Source organism: Luteimonas sp. R10, from assembly GCF_045689605.1.
Taxonomy (GTDB): Bacteria; Pseudomonadota; Gammaproteobacteria; order Xanthomonadales; family Xanthomonadaceae; genus Luteimonas.
On the sequence record NZ_CP141262.1, the window covers coordinates 36715 to 51786 of the forward strand.

The 15072-nt window shown below is 73.1% G+C and carries 17 protein-coding genes; 6 read left to right on the forward strand and 11 right to left on the reverse strand.

Annotation, left to right across the window (positions count from 1 at the left end; genetic code table 11):
• The first annotated feature begins 9 nt into the window (after positions 1-9).
• Positions 10-924: an LpxL/LpxP family Kdo(2)-lipid IV(A) lauroyl/palmitoleoyl acyltransferase gene (gene lpxL / locus U3649_RS00155; protein ID WP_407352882.1), complete on the forward strand. Its 915-nt coding sequence runs from the start codon at positions 10-12 to the stop codon at positions 922-924.
• Between the two features lie 126 nt (positions 925-1050).
• On the opposite strand, the gene U3649_RS00160 is transcribed toward lpxL, so the two are convergent.
• The 9 genes from U3649_RS00160 to U3649_RS00200 form a co-directional block, all read right to left on the reverse strand.
• The gene (locus U3649_RS00160) at positions 1051-2391 is read right to left on the reverse strand and encodes an O-antigen ligase family protein (RefSeq protein ID WP_407352883.1); all 1341 of its coding nucleotides are present in this window, start codon (positions 2389-2391) and stop codon (positions 1051-1053) included.
• On the reverse strand, positions 2369-3493 hold the full coding sequence (locus tag U3649_RS00165) for a glycosyltransferase (protein WP_407352884.1): 1125 nt from the start codon (positions 3491-3493) through the stop codon (positions 2369-2371). The genes U3649_RS00160 and U3649_RS00165 overlap by 23 nt, the downstream gene beginning before the upstream one ends.
• A 21-nt stretch (positions 3494-3514) precedes the next feature.
• The gene (locus U3649_RS00170; RefSeq protein ID WP_407352885.1) at positions 3515-3715 is read right to left on the reverse strand and encodes a zinc-finger domain-containing protein; all 201 of its coding nucleotides are present in this window, start codon (positions 3713-3715) and stop codon (positions 3515-3517) included.
• Positions 3716-3785: 70 nt separating this feature from the next.
• Positions 3786-4214: a hypothetical protein gene (locus tag U3649_RS00175; protein ID WP_407352886.1), complete on the reverse strand. Its 429-nt coding sequence runs from the start codon at positions 4212-4214 to the stop codon at positions 3786-3788.
• Between the two features lie 73 nt (positions 4215-4287).
• Entirely contained in the window at positions 4288-4890 is a 603-nt protein-coding gene (locus tag U3649_RS00180) for a response regulator (protein WP_407352887.1), read from the reverse strand.
• A gap of 105 nt (positions 4891-4995) precedes the next feature.
• Positions 4996-6162, reverse strand: coding sequence for a sensor histidine kinase (locus U3649_RS00185; protein WP_407352888.1), 1167 nt, complete (start codon positions 6160-6162; stop codon positions 4996-4998).
• A gap of 21 nt (positions 6163-6183) precedes the next feature.
• On the reverse strand, positions 6184-6330 hold the full coding sequence (locus U3649_RS00190) for a hypothetical protein (protein ID WP_407352889.1): 147 nt from the start codon (positions 6328-6330) through the stop codon (positions 6184-6186).
• A 31-nt stretch (positions 6331-6361) separates the two neighbouring features.
• A complete protein-coding gene (locus U3649_RS00195; protein ID WP_407352890.1) occupies positions 6362-7135 on the reverse strand; it encodes an ABC transporter permease in 774 nt (257 codons plus the stop codon).
• On the reverse strand, positions 7135-8043 hold the full coding sequence (locus tag U3649_RS00200; RefSeq protein ID WP_407352891.1) for an ABC transporter ATP-binding protein: 909 nt from the start codon (positions 8041-8043) through the stop codon (positions 7135-7137). Before U3649_RS00200 ends, U3649_RS00195 begins: the two co-directional genes overlap by 1 nt.
• Positions 8044-8283: 240 nt before the next feature.
• Between U3649_RS00200 and U3649_RS00205 the strand changes: the two genes are divergently transcribed.
• From U3649_RS00205 to U3649_RS00225, 5 genes are all read left to right on the forward strand, one after another.
• Positions 8284-9525: an efflux RND transporter periplasmic adaptor subunit gene (locus U3649_RS00205; protein ID WP_407352892.1), complete on the forward strand. Its 1242-nt coding sequence runs from the start codon at positions 8284-8286 to the stop codon at positions 9523-9525.
• Positions 9526-9638: 113 nt separating this feature from the next.
• Positions 9639-10331, forward strand: coding sequence for an ABC transporter ATP-binding protein (locus U3649_RS00210; protein WP_407352893.1), 693 nt, complete (start codon positions 9639-9641; stop codon positions 10329-10331).
• Between the two features lie 15 nt (positions 10332-10346).
• Entirely contained in the window at positions 10347-11513 is a 1167-nt protein-coding gene (locus U3649_RS00215) for an ABC transporter permease (protein WP_407352894.1), read from the forward strand.
• Between the two features lie 12 nt (positions 11514-11525).
• A complete protein-coding gene (locus tag U3649_RS00220; RefSeq protein ID WP_407352895.1) occupies positions 11526-12851 on the forward strand; it encodes an ABC transporter permease in 1326 nt (441 codons plus the stop codon).
• Complete coding sequence (locus tag U3649_RS00225) at positions 12848-13186, forward strand: hypothetical protein (protein ID WP_407352896.1); 339 nt, start codon at positions 12848-12850, stop codon at positions 13184-13186. The genes U3649_RS00220 and U3649_RS00225 overlap by 4 nt, the downstream gene beginning before the upstream one ends.
• 236 nt (positions 13187-13422) lie before the next feature.
• On the opposite strand, the gene U3649_RS00230 is transcribed toward U3649_RS00225, so the two are convergent.
• The gene (locus U3649_RS00230; RefSeq protein ID WP_407352897.1) at positions 13423-14031 is read right to left on the reverse strand and encodes an NTP transferase domain-containing protein; all 609 of its coding nucleotides are present in this window, start codon (positions 14029-14031) and stop codon (positions 13423-13425) included.
• Entirely contained in the window at positions 14028-14993 is a 966-nt protein-coding gene (locus U3649_RS00235) for an XdhC family protein (protein WP_407352898.1), read from the reverse strand. The genes U3649_RS00230 and U3649_RS00235 overlap by 4 nt, the downstream gene beginning before the upstream one ends.
• Between the last annotated feature and the right edge of the window lie 79 nt (positions 14994-15072).

The following is a 15072-nucleotide window of genomic DNA, read 5'->3' on the forward strand; positions in this document are numbered from 1 at the left end:
AATTCCCCCATGAGCCGCACCGGCACGACACTCCACCGCCCGCCCCTGGCGCCGCGGCACTGGCCGGCGTGGATCGGCATCGGCCTGATGGCGGCCGCCGCGCGGCTGCCCTGGTCATGGCAACGGGTGCTGGGGCGCGGGCTCGGCGCGCTGCTGCGGCGACTGCTGGGCAAGCGCCGGCGGGTGGCCGAACGCAACCTGGAACTGTGCTTTCCCGCGCTCGCCCCCGTGGCGCGCGCGGCGCTGCTGCGCGAACACTTCGCCGCGCTGGGCATCGGGCTGTTCGAGTTCGCCCGCGCCTGGTGGGGGTCGGTGCGGCCGCTGCGGCGCGGCCTGGTGGTCGAGGGCCTGGAGCATCTGCAGGCTGCACGCGCCGACGGCCGCGGCGTGATCGTGGTCTCCGGGCACTTCACCACGCTCGAGGTCTGCGGCCGGCTGCTGTGCGATCACGTCCCGCTGGCCGGCATGTACCGCCCGCACGCGCAGCCGGCGATGGAATGGGCCGTGCTTCGCGGCCGCGCGCGCTACGCGGCGGCGATGTTCCCAAAGCAGGACGTGCGCGGCACCGTGCGCCACCTCAAGCGCGGCGGCCTGCTCTGGTACGCGCCGGACCAGGACCCGAGCCGGGGCGACGCCGTCTACGTGCCCTTCTTCGGCCAGCCGGCGCACAGCCTGACCTCCACCCACCAGCTGGCGCGATTGTCCGGCGCGGCGGTGGTGCTGTTCCGCCACGAACGCCGCGCCGACGGCGGCTACACGCTGCGGCTGTCGCCGGCGCTCGGGGACTTTCCCTCGCGCGATGCGACCACGGACACCGCACGGGTCATGGCCGGCATCGAGGCGATGGCGCGTGCCGCACCGGCGCAGTACCTGTGGATCCACCGCCGCTTCAAGCGGCGGCCGGACGGAGGAGCCGTTTACTGAAGGAGCACGAACTGACGAGGAGCGGGTGAAGAGGAACGGGAAACGAGTGTAGGAGCGAGGGAGTGCAACGCTACGGGGCGACCAGTCGCGACTCCCGTCGCTCCCACAAGCGGCGGGCCCTAGCCCTTACTCGTTTCTCACTCCTCGTTTCTCGCTCCCCGGCTCTTCCCGCGCCAGCAGGCTCCCGGCGTACAGTGCCGCCAGCATCAGCGTCAGCCCGCCCCAGAACGTCGAATAGAACGCCAGGTGCGTGTTGAGCGGGAATACCGTCACCGCGAGCGCCAGCATCGCCGGGCGCGCGCGATCGCGGGCCCCGGGGTCGGCGTAGCGCCAGGCGCGCCAGGCCAGCGCGGCGCCGGCCAGCCACAGCAGCAGGCCGAGGCCGCCGGTCTCGCTGAGGATCTCGAGCACGATCTGGTGCGCATGCAGCGCCGGGCCCTCGCCCCAGGCGGCGGCCTGGCCGGCGTGCGGATCGCAGGCCGGGAACGCCTCGCGGAAACCGCGCGCGCCGACGCCGTTGACCGGCCGCTCTCCGGCCATGCACAGCGCCGCGCCCCAGATGCGCATGCGTCCGGACAGCGCCATGTCCACGCCGGACTCGTCGGCGGTGACCATCTGCGCGGTGCGCTCGATGCGGTCGCGCACCTGCGGCGAGGCCAGGGTCAGCAGCGCCACCGTCGCCACGCCGAAGCCGAACACGCCCAGCAGCCGCTTCCAGCCGAGCAGCCGCCAGCCCGAGAACAGCAGCACCAGGGCGAAGGTGAGCCACGATGCGCGCGCGCCCGCCAGCAGGATCACCAGCCCCAGGGCCGCCGCGGCGAGGATCCAGCCGCCGGTGCCGAAGCGGCGCCCCGCCGCGTACAGCGCGAACGGCGACAGGCTGGCCAGCACCAGGCCGAGCTTGAGGTTGCACGGGCCGAGGATGCCGCTGAGGCGGTCGACCATCGCCACGTCCTCGGCCGAGCACATCGGCCGGCCGCTGATCAGCTGCTTGGCCGCGTCGATGCCGAAGAACAGCGGGCTGGTGCCGAAGAACGCCTCGACCAGCCCGTCCAGGGTCCAGATGCCGATGATCGCCGCCAGTCCGCCGAAGGTGATGCGGCGGCCGCGCTCGTCGGCGACCGCCGAGGCCACCAGCCACAGGAACGGCAGGTAGCGCAGGTCGACGATCGATTCCCGCAGTGCGCGGCCGCTGTCGACCGCGCCGATCGACGAGAACAGCTCCGGCAGCCAATAGGCGCAGAACAGCACGCTGGTCAGCGCCCAGGCCTGCACGCTGAGCAGCGCGGTGCCATGGGCGAAGCGCGCCATCAGCAGCCGCACGATGGCCACCAGCGCGCCGAGCACCATCACGCCTTCGGCATAGCCCGGCGCCGGCCAGAGCGCGACGAACGCCAGCACCCAGTGCGGCGCCCAGCGCCAGCCTGGCACGGCGGGATTGCGGTCAGCGACGGTCGAGTTCGGCATAGGCGGCGAGCGTGGCGGCCTGCATGGCGGCGAGGGTGTAGGGCATCGTAGCGGGAAGGACGGGCGCCTGCGCGAGCAGCGCGCGCGCGGCCTCGGCGAGGGCGGCGGCGTCGAACGGCGCCACCGCGCCCGGCGGCTGCAGTTCGCGCAACAGTTCGCCGACGCCGCCGTGGTCCCAGCCGAGCACCGGGCGGCCGACCGAGAGCGCCTCGATCACGGTGCGCCCGAACGCCTCGGGCTTGCGCGACAGCTGCAGCACCAGGTCGGCGGCGGCGTAGGCGTCGGCGATCCCAGCGGTCGGCGGCGTGATCGCCAGCGCGTCGGCGACACCGGCGCGCGCGGCCCCGGCCTCGAGTTCGGCGACGTAGCGCTCGCGCCCGGCTTCACGTGCGCCGGGCATCCACAGGCGGGCGTCGAGGCCGCCAGCGCGCAACGCGCCCAGCAATGCCACGGCGTCGGCGTGCCCCTTCAACCGGGTGCCGCGCCCGGGCAGCAGCAGCAGCGGGCCATCGCCGGCCAGCTGCGGATGCCGCGCGGCCGCGTGCGCACGTGCCGCGCGATCCGCAGACGCCCGCCGCGGGAACAGCACCGGATCGATGCCACGCGGCACCACCCGCAGGCGCCCGGGATCCGTTTCCGGGTAGTGCCGCAGCACGTAGTCGCGCACCGTCCGCGACACGCAGATCACGCGCTCGCCGCGGGCCATGATCGCGCTGTAGCGCGAGGGCGAGTTCAGCCCGTGCACGGTGGTCACGAAGTGCGGCCGGTCGGCGGCCGCCATGCCGCGAAGCGCGCGCCAGCCCAGCCAGGCCGGCAGGCGCGAACGCGCATGCACGATGTCGGCGCCGGAGACCGCGAACAGCCGCCGCAGCGCGCCGACATGGCGCAGCGTCAGCAGCGACTTGCGGCCGATGTCGAGGGCGACGTGCTCGGCGCCGGTCGCCCGCAGCGCCGGCAACAGGCGGCCGCCGGCCGACACCACCAGCGCGCGATGCCCGGCGCGCACCAGGGCGTCGGCGATCTCGATGGTGGAGCGCTCGACGCCGCCGGACACGAGCGCCGGCAGCAGCTGGACCACGGTGAGTCGGGGGGGCGTCGGCACCGGCGCGCGGGCCCGGCCGGATCAGTCGAGCAGGACGAAGTGCGCGCCGCAGTACGGGCAGTCGGACTCGCCGCCCTCGGCCTCGATCGGCAGGTACACGCGCGGGTGCGAGTTCCACAGCGCCATCGACGGCAGCGGGCAGCTCAGCGGCAGGTCGCTGCGGTGGACCTCGTAGCGCTGCTGGGCGTTGGCTTGCTCTGGACGGACATCGGCTGCGGACATGGCGGGGGACCGGGTAGGACAGGCGTCCAGTTTACCGCCCGCGCCACGGCTGCGGCGTCGCCGCGAGGCGTCAGCGCAGCCAGCCGCGCACCGTCGCCCGACGCGCGTACCAGAACAGGAACCCGGCGATGGCGATGATCAGCAGCGCCATCGGCAGTCCCGAGACGCCGGACACCGCCCAGGCGGGGGTCAGCGCATAGACGCCGGCCATCTGCACCACCACCGCCAGCAGCGAGACGGCGAACATCGCCAGCGCCCAGCGCCGGCGCAACAGCAGGGCGATCGCGCCCAGCACGCCGCCGAACACCGCCACGCCGTACGGGATGTCCAGCCAGGCCGGCATCGCCGCGTAGACCTGCTGCTGCTCGGGCGGCAGCGCCGCGATCTGCTCCGGGCCCATGCGGGTCTGCAGGAAGAACATCGCCACGCCGATCAGGTTCCACACCAGCGCGACCGCTCCCACGACCCAATGCGTGGCCGGTACCTTCGTCGTGTCCATGCTCCCTCCCCGGATTCGCCTGGCGACGCCGCCGAGGCTACGCCCCCTCCCCGCGCATATCCAGTGCCGGGGGCTAGAGCCAGCCCTTCTGCCGCGCCAGCCGGTAGGCCTCGATGCGGTTGCCGACCCCGAGCTTGCCGATCGCCTCGGACAGGTAGTTGCGCACGGTCCCCTGCGACAGGCGCAGCTGGCCGGCGATGTCCCCCGCCGAGCGCCCCTCGCCGGCCAGGCGCAGCACCTGGCGCTCGCGGTCGCTGAGCGGATCGGCCTCGGACCACGCTTCCAGCGCCAGCTGCGGGTCGAGGGCGCGGCCGCCGCGGTGCACCTTGCGCAGCGCCTCGGCCAGTTCCTCGGCCGGCGCGTCCTTGAGCAGGTAGCCGGACACGCCTGCGTCGAGCGCCCGGCGCAGGAATCCCGGCCGCGCGAAGGTGGTCACGATCACCACCTTCACCGGCAGTTCGTGGCGGTGGATGCGCTGCGCCAGTTCCAGGCCGCTGAGGCCGGGCATCTCGATGTCGGTCACCAGCAGGTCGGGACGCAGCCGCTGCAGCTCGCGCCACGCGGCCTCGCCGTCGGCGCAGGCGCCGACCACCTCGATATCGGACTCCAGGCCCAGCAGCGCCGACAGCGCCCCGCGCACCAGCGCCTGGTCCTCGGCGAGCAGCACACGGATCATCGACGGTGCGGACGCGGAGCGGGCATCGGCGCAACATAGCAGAGCCTGCCGGCGCCGGCCGCGGCGGGGACGGCCGCGTCCGGAAGCCGCGCCGCGCATGCCGCTTCAGCGGACACGGTCGTCTTCGCCGGCCAGCGGCACGCGCGCCTCGAGCCGGGTGCCGCCGCCCTCGACCGCGTCGATGCGCAGGCAGCCGCGCGCCGCTTCCAGCCGCTCGCGCATGCCCGCCAGGCCGTTGCCGGGCACGATCGCGCCGCCGCGACCGTCGTCGACCACCTGCAGGATCGCCTCGCCGTCCTCGATCGCGAACCGCACCTCGGCCCGGCTGGCCCGTGCATGGCGCTGGATGTTGGTGACCGCCTCGCGCACGGCGAGGGCCAGCGCCGTCTCCACTGACGGCGGCAGCGCGGCGTCGGCATCGTCGCCCTCGAGCCGGTAGCCGAACGCCACCCCGTCGGACTCCAGCAACAGCCGCGCCGAAGCCAGCTCCGCGGCGATGCCGGCGGCGCGGATGCCGCTGACCGCGCGCCGCACCTGCGCCAACGCCTCGCGGGCGCCGCGACCCACCTGCTCGATCTCCGCGCGCGCCGCATCCGGATCGCGCGCCACCAGGCGCGCGGCCAGGTCCGACTTCAGCGCCACCATCGACAGCGTGTGCCCCAGCAGGTCGTGGAGGTCGCGGCCGATGCGCTCGCGCTCGGCGGTCGCGGCCAGCCGGCGCACTTCCTCCTGCGAGAGCTTGAGTGCGCGATCCTTGCTCGCGCCGATGCGTTCGACGTGGACGACGATACCGACGATGAGGGTCACCATCGGCAACCACACCAGCATCTGCCACGGATAGCCGAGCCACAGCGCCCAGCCGATCAGCACGACGTTGAGCGCCAGCAGCAGCGCCAGATAGAGCGCCAGCGTGTGCACGCGCTGCGGATGCAGCAGCACGCAGCCGAACACGAAATAGCTGAAGCTCGCGGGGTACCAGGGCAGCAGAGCCAGGCACAGGGCGATCATTCCCAGCGCGTAGCGATGCGCGCTGCGGGCCGGCGCCAGCATCGCCCGGCCGTAGAGCAGCAGGAACAGCGGATAGGAAGCCAGCGTCAGCCACAGCCAGCGCGCGTCGTAGCCGTCGGGCATGAATGCCGGAGTGATGAACACCCATCCCGACCACAGCACGTGCACGGCCTCGGTCCAGGGCGACCTGCCCGCGGACCTGGCACTGCCGGCCACCGAGTCCGGGGCCGGCCGCAGCCACTGCGGGAACCGGACCGGGTGCATGCCGGCCATCATGCCACCGCTTCAGTGCAGTTCGACGTCGAGCACGCGCACGTCGCCGATCGCGATGCCGTTGCCGGATCCGCCATCGGCGCCCTGCAGCACGACGGCGAGGCCGAGCGTCGCGACCAGCGCGGCCACGGCAAGGATCCCGGACAAGCGCTTCTTCATGGTCGGTGCTCCCGGGAAGCAGGCGTTCGGATCAGCCCGCCGACGCCAGGCGCCGGCGTGCCAGCAGGAAACAGGCGAGCGTCACCAGGCCCAGCACCGCCAGGTGCAGCCAGAGGCTGCCGCCGGCGTCGCCGTCGACGACCTTCAGCGCCACCTGGCCAAGGTGGTACGCGGGCCACGCCGGCGCCAGCCTGGCAAGGATGTCCGGCAGCACCGCCAGCGGCAGCAGCAGCCCGGACAGGAACGACATCGGCAGGAACAGCAGATTGATCAGCGCCGGCGCGGCGTTGCCGCCGACCAGGGTGCCCAGGTACATGCCCAGCGCGCAGAACGGCAGCACCCCGAGCACGTTCACGGCGAGCAGCAGCGCCCAGCGCGTCGCCGGCAGCGCCACCCCGGCCAGGGTGGCGGCGAGCGCCACCAGCAGCAGCGTGACCATGGCCGCGAACAGCATCGCCATCGCCATCCGCGCCAGCAGCCACGCACCGGGCGGCACCGGCAGCGCGCGCTTGAGCTGCAGGAAGCCCTGTGCGCGGTCCAGCGCGGTGGTGACGCCGAAACCGAACAGCCCGGCACCGATGACCCCGAAAGCGCCATAGCCCGCCAGCAGTTGTGCCGCCGCCGGGCCGCGGCCACCGCCGAGCAGTACCGCGAACAGCACGTAGAACAGCGCCGGGAACAACAGCGTCGGCAGCACGTACATCGGCTCGCGCAGCAGACGCAGGAACTCGCAGCGCGCCTCGAGCACGTAGCTGCGCCAGCGCGGCGCGGATGCGGAACTTGCGGTATCGGCCAAGACGTCCATCACGCGGCCTCCTGTCGGGATTCACGGCTCAGTTCGAGGAAGGCGTCGGCCAGGCCGGCGCGACGGACCTCGAGATCCTGCAGTTGCGGGTCGCCGTCGAGCAGCCGCCGCACGACGGCCTCGGCCCCGGCGGCCACGATCTCCAGCGATTCGCCCCGACGGGTCGCGCTGCGCACCTGCGGCCAGCGCGCGACTGCGTCGGCGTCGAGCGTCGAGACGCAGCGGATACGCCGCTGCACCACGCGCGCGCGGACCTCCGCCACGCTGCCGGCGGCGACCACGCGCCCGGCCTCCAGCATGACCACGCGGTCGGCCAGCGCCTCCGCCTCCTCCAGATAGTGCGTGGTCAGCAGCACCGCGCTGCCCTCGGCGACCAGTTCGCGCACTGCCCTCCACACCTGTTCGCGCGCCTGGATGTCCAGGCCGGTGGTCGGCTCGTCGAGGAACAGCATTCGCGGTCGCCCGCAGATCGACAGCGCGAACTGCACCCGGCGCTGCTGTCCGCCGGAGAGGCGGCCGTATCTGCGGCCGAGCAGACCGTCCAGGCCGGCCAGCGCCACGCAATCGGCGACGCTGCGCGGTGCCGGGTAGTAGCTACGGGTGAGTTCGAGCAGTTCCCGCACTTGCAGCGTCCCTGGAATGCCGGCCGTCTGCAGCATCACCCCGGCGCCGCGCCGCGCCGCCAGCGCTCCCGGCGCCCTGCCGAGCAGCGTGGCCCGGCCGCTGTCGGGTTGCAGCAGCCCGAGCAGCAGGCCGACCGCGGTGCTCTTGCCGGCGCCGTTGGCACCCAGCAGCGCCACCACCTCGCCGCCGCGCAGCGACAGGTCGACGCCGTCGAGCGCCCAGGTGTCGCCGTATCGCTTTCCCGCCGCACGCAGCTGCGCCGGCACCGTATCGCCGTCTTCCATCGTCGCTTGCCCTCGTGGCCGGATGACGCCATCCTCGGCCCCTGGGGCCGACACCGGCAGTCGCCGGCATCAGGAAAAGCAGGTGACAACCGTCAGGTGATCGCAGGCCGGATCCACGCCAGTCTGTACCGCGTCAGTCTGCGCCGGGTCGTCCGTCCCCGACCATCTCGTGACTTCCGGCCACTACCCGTGGCGCCACCGGCGGTCACACTCGCACCGGATCGTCCGTCCCGGGTACGCATGAACAATCAGAACAGCCAAGCCGACCTGCTCAAGGAACTGCGCATCGACCGCAAGCCCGGCCCGCCGCCCTCGCGGCGCGGCCTGTGGATCGCGATCGCCGTGGCCATCGCCCTGCTCCTGGCCGTGCTCGCCGCGTGGGCGCTGTTCGGCCGCGACCGCAGCGTCGAGGTGCGAACCGCGCCGGTGGTCGCCAGCGGCGGCGGCGCGGCGGCGGCCTCGGTGCTGGACGCCAGCGGCTACGTGGTCGCGCGCCGCATGGCCACGGTCTCGGCCAAGATCACCGGCCGCGTGCGCGAGGTGCTGATCGAGGAAGGCATGACGGTCGAGGAGGGCCAGGTGATGGCCACGCTCGACCCGGTCGACGCCGACGCCCAGCGCAGCCTTTCGGCCGCGCAGCTCGCCGCCGCGCGCACCCAGGTCGGCAACGTCCAGGCGCGATTGAAGGAGGCCGAAGCCAACGCGCGACGGCTGCAGTCGCTGGTGCAGCAGCAGCTGGTGTCGCGCGCGCAGTACGAGCAGGCAGTGGCCGAGCGCGACTCGCTGCGGGCGCAGCTCGCGTCCGCGCAGCGCAACGTCGACGTCGCCGGCGACCAGCTGAAGATCGCCGACATCGGCGTCGACAACACCGTGGTGCGCGCGCCGTTCGACGGCGTGGTGGTGGCGAAGGCGGCGCAGCCCGGCGAGATCGTCTCGCCGCTGTCGGCGGGCGGCGGCTTCACCCGCACCGGCATCGGCACCGTGGTGGACATGGACTCGCTGGAGATCGAGGTCGACGTCGGCGAGGCCTACATCGGCCGGGTGAAGCCGAAGATGCCGGTCGAGGCGACGCTCAACGCCTACCCGGACTGGAAGATCCCGGCGGAGGTGATCGCCATCGTGCCCACCGCCGATCGCGGCAAGGCCACGGTGAAGGTGCGCGTGGCGCTGAAGGAGAAGGATCCGCGCATCGTGCCGGACATGGGCGCGTCGGTGAGCTTCCTGGAAGAAGCGCGCGCCGCGGACGAGGCGCAGCGCCGGACGCTGCGGGTATCGGCGGCGGCGGTGGTGGAGCGCGACGGCGACACCGTCGCCTTCGCGCTGGCCGGGGACGACCGGGTCGAGCGGCGCGTGCTGCGGGTAGCCGGCGGCACCGGCGCGCAGCGCGAGGTGCTGTCCGGCCTGGCGCCCGGGGACGAGGTCGTGCTCGACCCGCCCGCCGACATGGCCGACGGCGACAGGATCCGTATCGCACAGCAATGAAGGTGGCGGCGCGCGCGCGCGTCGCCGTGACATTCCAGCCGCCCGCGCGAACCATGCACGGGCACCTGCGGGCCGGGCCACGGCCGCTCCGCGCAGACCACGAGGAAATGCCGATGACATCCCTGGTTTCGATCCGAAATCTCACCAAGACCTACCAGCGCGGCCCCGAGAAGATCGAGGTGCTGCACGGCATCGACCTGGAGATCGAGGCCGGCGACTTCGTCGCGCTGATGGGCCCTTCCGGCTCCGGCAAGACCACCCTGCTCAACCTCATCGGCGGGCTCGACACGCCGACTTCCGGCGAGATCGAGATCGCCGGCGAGCGCATCGACCGCATGGGCGCCGGGCAGCTGTCCACCTGGCGCAGCAGCCACGTCGGCTACGTGTTCCAGTTCTACAACCTGATGCCGGCGCTCACCGCGCAGAAGAACGTCGAGCTGCCCCTGCTGCTCACCAAGCTCGGCGGCGCGCAGCGCAAGCGCAACGCGGAGATCGCGTTGACGCTGGTCGGCCTGGCCGATCGCACCCGGCACAAGCCGATGGAGCTGTCCGGCGGCCAGCAGCAGCGCGTGGCGATCGCCCGCGCGATCGTCTCCGACCCGACCCTGCTGATCTGCGACGAGCCCACCGGCGACCTCGACCGCCAGTCGGCCGAGGAGATCCTCGGCCTGCTGCAGACGCTCAACCGCGAGCACGGCAAGACCATCGTCATGGTCACCCACGACCCCAAGGCCGCCGAACACGCCTCGCACACCCTGCACCTGGACAAGGGCACGCTGGTCGAAGCCCCGGCCCAGGCCGCCTGACCGGGAGACGCCGGCATGAAATACCTGCACCTGGTCTGGGCGGCGCTGTTCCGGCGCAAGACCCGCACCTTCCTCACCCTGGCCTCGATCATCGCCGCGTTCCTGCTGTTCGGCATGCTCGACGGCATCCGCAGCAGCTTCGCCCAGCTCGGCCAGAACGCCGACGGCGCGCAGCGCCTGCAGACCAGTTCGCGGCTGTCGTTCATCGAGACGCTGCCGCTGTCGCTGGGCCCGCGCATCGCCCAGCTCGACAACGTCGAGGCGGTGACCTACGCCAACTGGTTCGGCGGCGCCTACCAGGATCCGCGCAACCAGATCTTCAGCTTCGCGGTGGCGCCGAACTACCTGGACCTGTACCCGGAGATCGAAGTCGCGCCCGAGGAACGCGAGGCGTTCGCACGCACCCGCACCGGCGTGCTGGTGGGCCAGGACCTGGCGCGCCGCTTCGACTGGAAGGTCGGCGACCGCATCCCGCTGCAGTCGACGATCTTCCCCAACAGCGACGGCAGCCTGAACTGGGAGTTCGACATCGTCGGCATCCTGCGCTCGCGCGACGAGAAGAGCGCCGGATTCAACGACAGCCTGCTGCTGCTGCGCTGGGACTATTTCGAGGAGTCGACCCCGTACGTGGACGGCGACGTCGGCTGGTACGTCAGCCGCGTCGGCGACGTGCGCCAGGCCGACCGCGTGGCCAAGGCGATCGACGCGCTGTCGGCCAACTCGCCGGACGAGACCAAGACCATGACCGAACAGGCCGCGTTCGCCTCGCAGCTCAAGCAGATGGCGGACATCGGCCTGATCGTCGGCTCGATCATGGGCGCGGTGTTCTTCACCCTGCTGCTGCTGACCGGCAACACCATGGCGCAGGCGGTGCGCGAGCGCACCTCGGAGCTGGCGGTGCTGAAGACGATCGGCTTTTCCAGCACCAGCGTGCTGGCGATGGTGCTGGCCGAGTCGGTGCTGCTGGTGCTGATCGGCGGGGTGCTCGGCCTGGGGCTGGCCGCGGTGCTCAGCCCCGCCGTCACTTCCGCCAGCAACGGCATGATCAGCCTGCCGCCCATCGGCCTGCAGAGCTGGCTGCTCGGCCTGGCGCTGATGGCGGGCATCGGCCTGCTGGTGGGCGCGCTGCCGGCGCTGCGCGCCATGCGCCTGAACATCGTCGACGCACTCGCCGGCCGCTGAGAGGACACGCACATGGGCAAGTTCAAATCCTTCCTGTTCGGCTGCGCCCTGGCCCTGGTCGTGCTGGTCGGCCTGGCGGCCTGGTCGTTCCTGCCCTGGCCGGCCCTGCTGGCGCTCGCCGCCGTGCTCGCGCTGTGGATGCTGCTGACCCGCAGCGGCCGCCAGGCCGGCTCGGTCACCAACGTCGGCATCAGCACCCTGCCGCAGCGCCTGGCGGCCTCGTCGGTGGTGGTGATCGGCATCGTCGGCGTGGTGGCCGTGCTGGTGGCGCTGTTGGCGATGGCCGAAGGCTATCGGCAGACCCTGAGCAGCACCGGCAACGACGAGACCGCGATGGTGCTGCGCGGCGGCTCCGCCGCCGAGGTGATGTCGGTACTCGAACGCGACGCGCTGCTGGCGGTGATGCAGGCGCCCGAGGTCGCGCGCGACGCCGAGGGGCGGCCGCTGGCCTCGGCCGAGATCGTGGTCGCCGCCAACCTGCCGATCCGCGGCGGCGCGCCCGACGAGGACGGCAGCGTGCAGCTGCGCGGCGTCGGTGCGGAGGCCTGGAAGGTCCGGCCGGCCATGCGCATCGTCGAGGGACGCAACTTCGAGCCCGGCCGGCGCGAGCTGGTGGTCGGCAAGGGCGCGCGGCGCCAGTTCGCGGGCCTGGACCCGGGCAGCGAGGTGCGGCTGGGCAGCGACGTCTGGACCGTGGCCGGGGTGTTCGAATCCGGGGATGCGATGGAGTCCGAAGTCTGGGCCGATGCCGAGATCGTCGCCGCCACCTACCGCCGCGGCAGCAGCCGCAACTCGATCACCGCGCAGCTCGCCGACCCCGGCGCGTTCAACGCCTTCAAGGCGACCCTGGCAGCCGATCCGCGGCTACAGGTCGAGGCCAGCACCACCGCCGAGTACTTCGCCAAGCAGTCCGAAGGCATGACCAAGGTGCTGCGCATCATCGGCATCGTGGTGGGCTCCATCATGGCGATCGGGGCGGTGTTCGGCGCGCTCAACACCATGTTCGCCAGCGTCGCCGCGCGCGCGCGCGAGATCGCCACCCTGCGCGCGATCGGCTTCCGCGGGCTGCCGGTGGTCGTGGCGGTGATGCTGGAGACGATGCTGCTGGCGGCGGCTGGCGGCGTGCTCGGTGGCCTGGTCGCCTGGCTGGTGTTCAACGGCTATACCGCCTCCACCCTGGCGGGCGGCGTCGGCCAGCTGACCTTCGAGTTCCGGGTGACCCCGGAGCTGCTGTGGAACGGGCTCAAGTGGGCGCTGGCGATCGGCTTCGTCGGCGGCCTGTTCCCGGCGGTGCGCGCCGCACGGCTGCCGGTGACCACCGCGCTACGGGCGGCGTGAGCGCGGGGGCGCCGGGCGACCGGTTCGCGCCCGGGGCGTTGCGGCGCCTGTCAGGGCGCGAGCTCGAAGCGCTGTACGCCGACCTGCACCGGCGCGTGTTCGCGTGCTACGAGGACGGCGAGCTCGCGACCGAGTCCGGGCGCGTCGATCGCGACACCGCGGCCGCGCGCGCGCAGGCGCAGGCGCAGGCCGCGCCGCTGATCGAGCAGGCGCGCGCGGTGCATGCCGAGCGCCTGGCGCGACTGCGGCGGCGCGCGCGCCGCTGGTGGATCGCCACCGTCGTGGTCGCGGTTGCCGGCGGCGGTGCGCTCCTGTGGCTGTTGGCACGGGGTTGAACGCCCGCGCCGTCGCCCCGGCGCCGCGCCGTGACCCATTCGAGTCAGCGGCACCGGAACAACGGCGTGACCACGGTACCGCGCCGCCGCCGCAGGCCGCACGCGATCTTCCCGTCGGGTCGATACCCGCCACCGCGTAGAGCGGAGCATGCTCCGCTGCTTCGGCTCCGGAGCCCACGCAGCCGGGCAAGCCCGGCTCTACGCGCGCGACCAGACCCGCCCCTGGGGCGGGGAGTTCACCCCGCGGGATCCACCCATCCGGCCGCGATCGCCGCCTGCAGCTGTTCCGGCGTATCGACGTCGAGCCGCAGCTCCGCCGCCTCGAGCTCGCCGACGTCGGCAGCCGGCAGCGCGCGCAGCACGCCGCGCAGGCCCTGGTCGCCGCGCAGGCCCGTCGCCTCCCGCAACAGCGAGGCCGGCACGACCGCCGGAATGCCCGCCAGGCCGCAATGGAAGGTCGCTGCGCAGCCCGATGCCGACCCGCGCGCGAGCGCCAGCAGCGCCTGCAGATGATGCGCCTCCAGCGCCGGTTGGTCGCAGCCCAGGACCAGGCAATCGCCCGCCGTCGCCGCCAACGCCTCGGCGGCGGCGCGCAGGCTCGTCGACAGGCCCTGCGCCCAGTCCGGATTGAGCGCCGTCTCGACCGGCAGCTCGCGCAGCGCAGAGGCGACCGCGCCGGCGTCTGCGCCGACGATCACCAGGACGCGCGCGGGCGCAGTCGCCAGCGCCAGCCGCGCGGCGCGCCGCACCAGCGGCTCGCCCGCGCGCGTCAGCAGTTGCTTGGGATGCCCCAGCCGGCGACTGCCGCCGGCCGCCAGCACCACCGCGGCATGCGGGGCGTTCACGGCGCCTCGATGCTGCGCCAGGCCTGCAGCTGCGCCGCGATGCTCAGCGCGATCGCCTCCGGGCCGTGTCCGCCGAGGTCCAGGCCCACTGGCGAGCGCAGCCGCGGCGCGAGCGCGGTGCGCGCCGGCTCCGGCAGCACCCGGAACAGGTCCTCGCGCCGGCGCGTCGGCCCGAGCAGGCCGATGAAGGGAATGGCGCTGTCGGCAAGCGCCTCAAGCGCCGCGCGATCGAGCTCGAAGTTGTGCTGCATCACCAGTGCCGCCGCGTACGCGGGCGTGTCCGGGTCGACCATGGCCGCATCGGCGATGCGCTCGAGCATGTGGTCCGCCAATTGCGCCTGCGCACGCCAGCGCGTGCGCTGCTCGACCACGGTGGTCATCCAGCCGAGCCGGCGCAGCAGCGGCAGCAGGCCGGCCGACTCCGGGCCGGCGCCGAACACCAGCACGCGGCGCGGGGCGGCGACGGGTAGCCGGCACGGCAGCGGTGGCAGTAGCGGCGGTGTCGCGGAGACCGGCAGGCGCCAACGGAAGCTTTCGCCGCCGGCCGCGGCGGCGATCGTCCCGGCCTGCTCGATGGTCAGCTGCAGCGCAGCGCCCATCAGCCATGCGCGGACCACGTCGTCCCATCCCTCCAGCTCACGCAGCGGCAGCAACGCCAGGTGCAGGCGGCCGCGGCAGCCGAGCGCCGAGCCCGAGAACAGGTCCTCGTCGTCGCGCGTGTCCACGTCCATCCACGCCACCTGCCCGGCGGCGGCCGCGGTACGGGCATTGATCGCGATCTCCGGTTCCAGGCAACCGCCGCTGAGCCAGCCGACCTGCGCATCACCGGCGCCGAACAGCGCCATCGCCCCGGCGCGCACGTAGGTGGAGCCCTCGGTGGCGACGACGATGGCCAGCGCGGCCGCTTCCCCGCGCCGCAGTGCTGCCAGCGACGCCTCCATCACCATGCGTTGTTCGGACATGCCACTCCCATGCGCATCGGCCGCGACGGCCGTCGAAGTTGCGAACAAAACTGCCCGAGTCCATCGCCGTCGTCAGGCC

Bases quoted from the DNA above. Each gene is read 5' to 3' on its own strand.
- lpxL (WP_407352882.1), top strand. From the start codon at position 10: ATGAGCCGCACCGGCACGACACTCCACCGCCCGCCCCTGGCGCCGCGG.
- U3649_RS00160 (WP_407352883.1), bottom strand. From the start codon at position 2,391: ATGCCGAACTCGACCGTCGCTGACCGCAATCCCGCCGTGCCAGGCTGG.
- U3649_RS00170 (WP_407352885.1), bottom strand. From the start codon at position 3,715: ATGTCCGCAGCCGATGTCCGTCCAGAGCAAGCCAACGCCCAGCAGCGC.
- U3649_RS00175 (WP_407352886.1), bottom strand. From the start codon at position 4,214: ATGGACACGACGAAGGTACCGGCCACGCATTGGGTCGTGGGAGCGGTC.
- U3649_RS00180 (WP_407352887.1), bottom strand. From the start codon at position 4,890: ATGATCCGTGTGCTGCTCGCCGAGGACCAGGCGCTGGTGCGCGGGGCG.
- U3649_RS00185 (WP_407352888.1), bottom strand. From the start codon at position 6,162: ATGCACCCGGTCCGGTTCCCGCAGTGGCTGCGGCCGGCCCCGGACTCG.
- U3649_RS00190 (WP_407352889.1), bottom strand. From the start codon at position 6,330: ATGAAGAAGCGCTTGTCCGGGATCCTTGCCGTGGCCGCGCTGGTCGCG.
- U3649_RS00195 (WP_407352890.1), bottom strand. From the start codon at position 7,135: ATGGACGTCTTGGCCGATACCGCAAGTTCCGCATCCGCGCCGCGCTGG.
- U3649_RS00200 (WP_407352891.1), bottom strand. From the start codon at position 8,043: ATGGAAGACGGCGATACGGTGCCGGCGCAGCTGCGTGCGGCGGGAAAG.
- U3649_RS00205 (WP_407352892.1), top strand. From the start codon at position 8,284: ATGAACAATCAGAACAGCCAAGCCGACCTGCTCAAGGAACTGCGCATC.
- U3649_RS00210 (WP_407352893.1), top strand. From the start codon at position 9,639: ATGACATCCCTGGTTTCGATCCGAAATCTCACCAAGACCTACCAGCGC.
- U3649_RS00215 (WP_407352894.1), top strand. From the start codon at position 10,347: ATGAAATACCTGCACCTGGTCTGGGCGGCGCTGTTCCGGCGCAAGACC.
- U3649_RS00220 (WP_407352895.1), top strand. From the start codon at position 11,526: ATGGGCAAGTTCAAATCCTTCCTGTTCGGCTGCGCCCTGGCCCTGGTC.
- U3649_RS00235 (WP_407352898.1), bottom strand. From the start codon at position 14,993: ATGTCCGAACAACGCATGGTGATGGAGGCGTCGCTGGCAGCACTGCGG.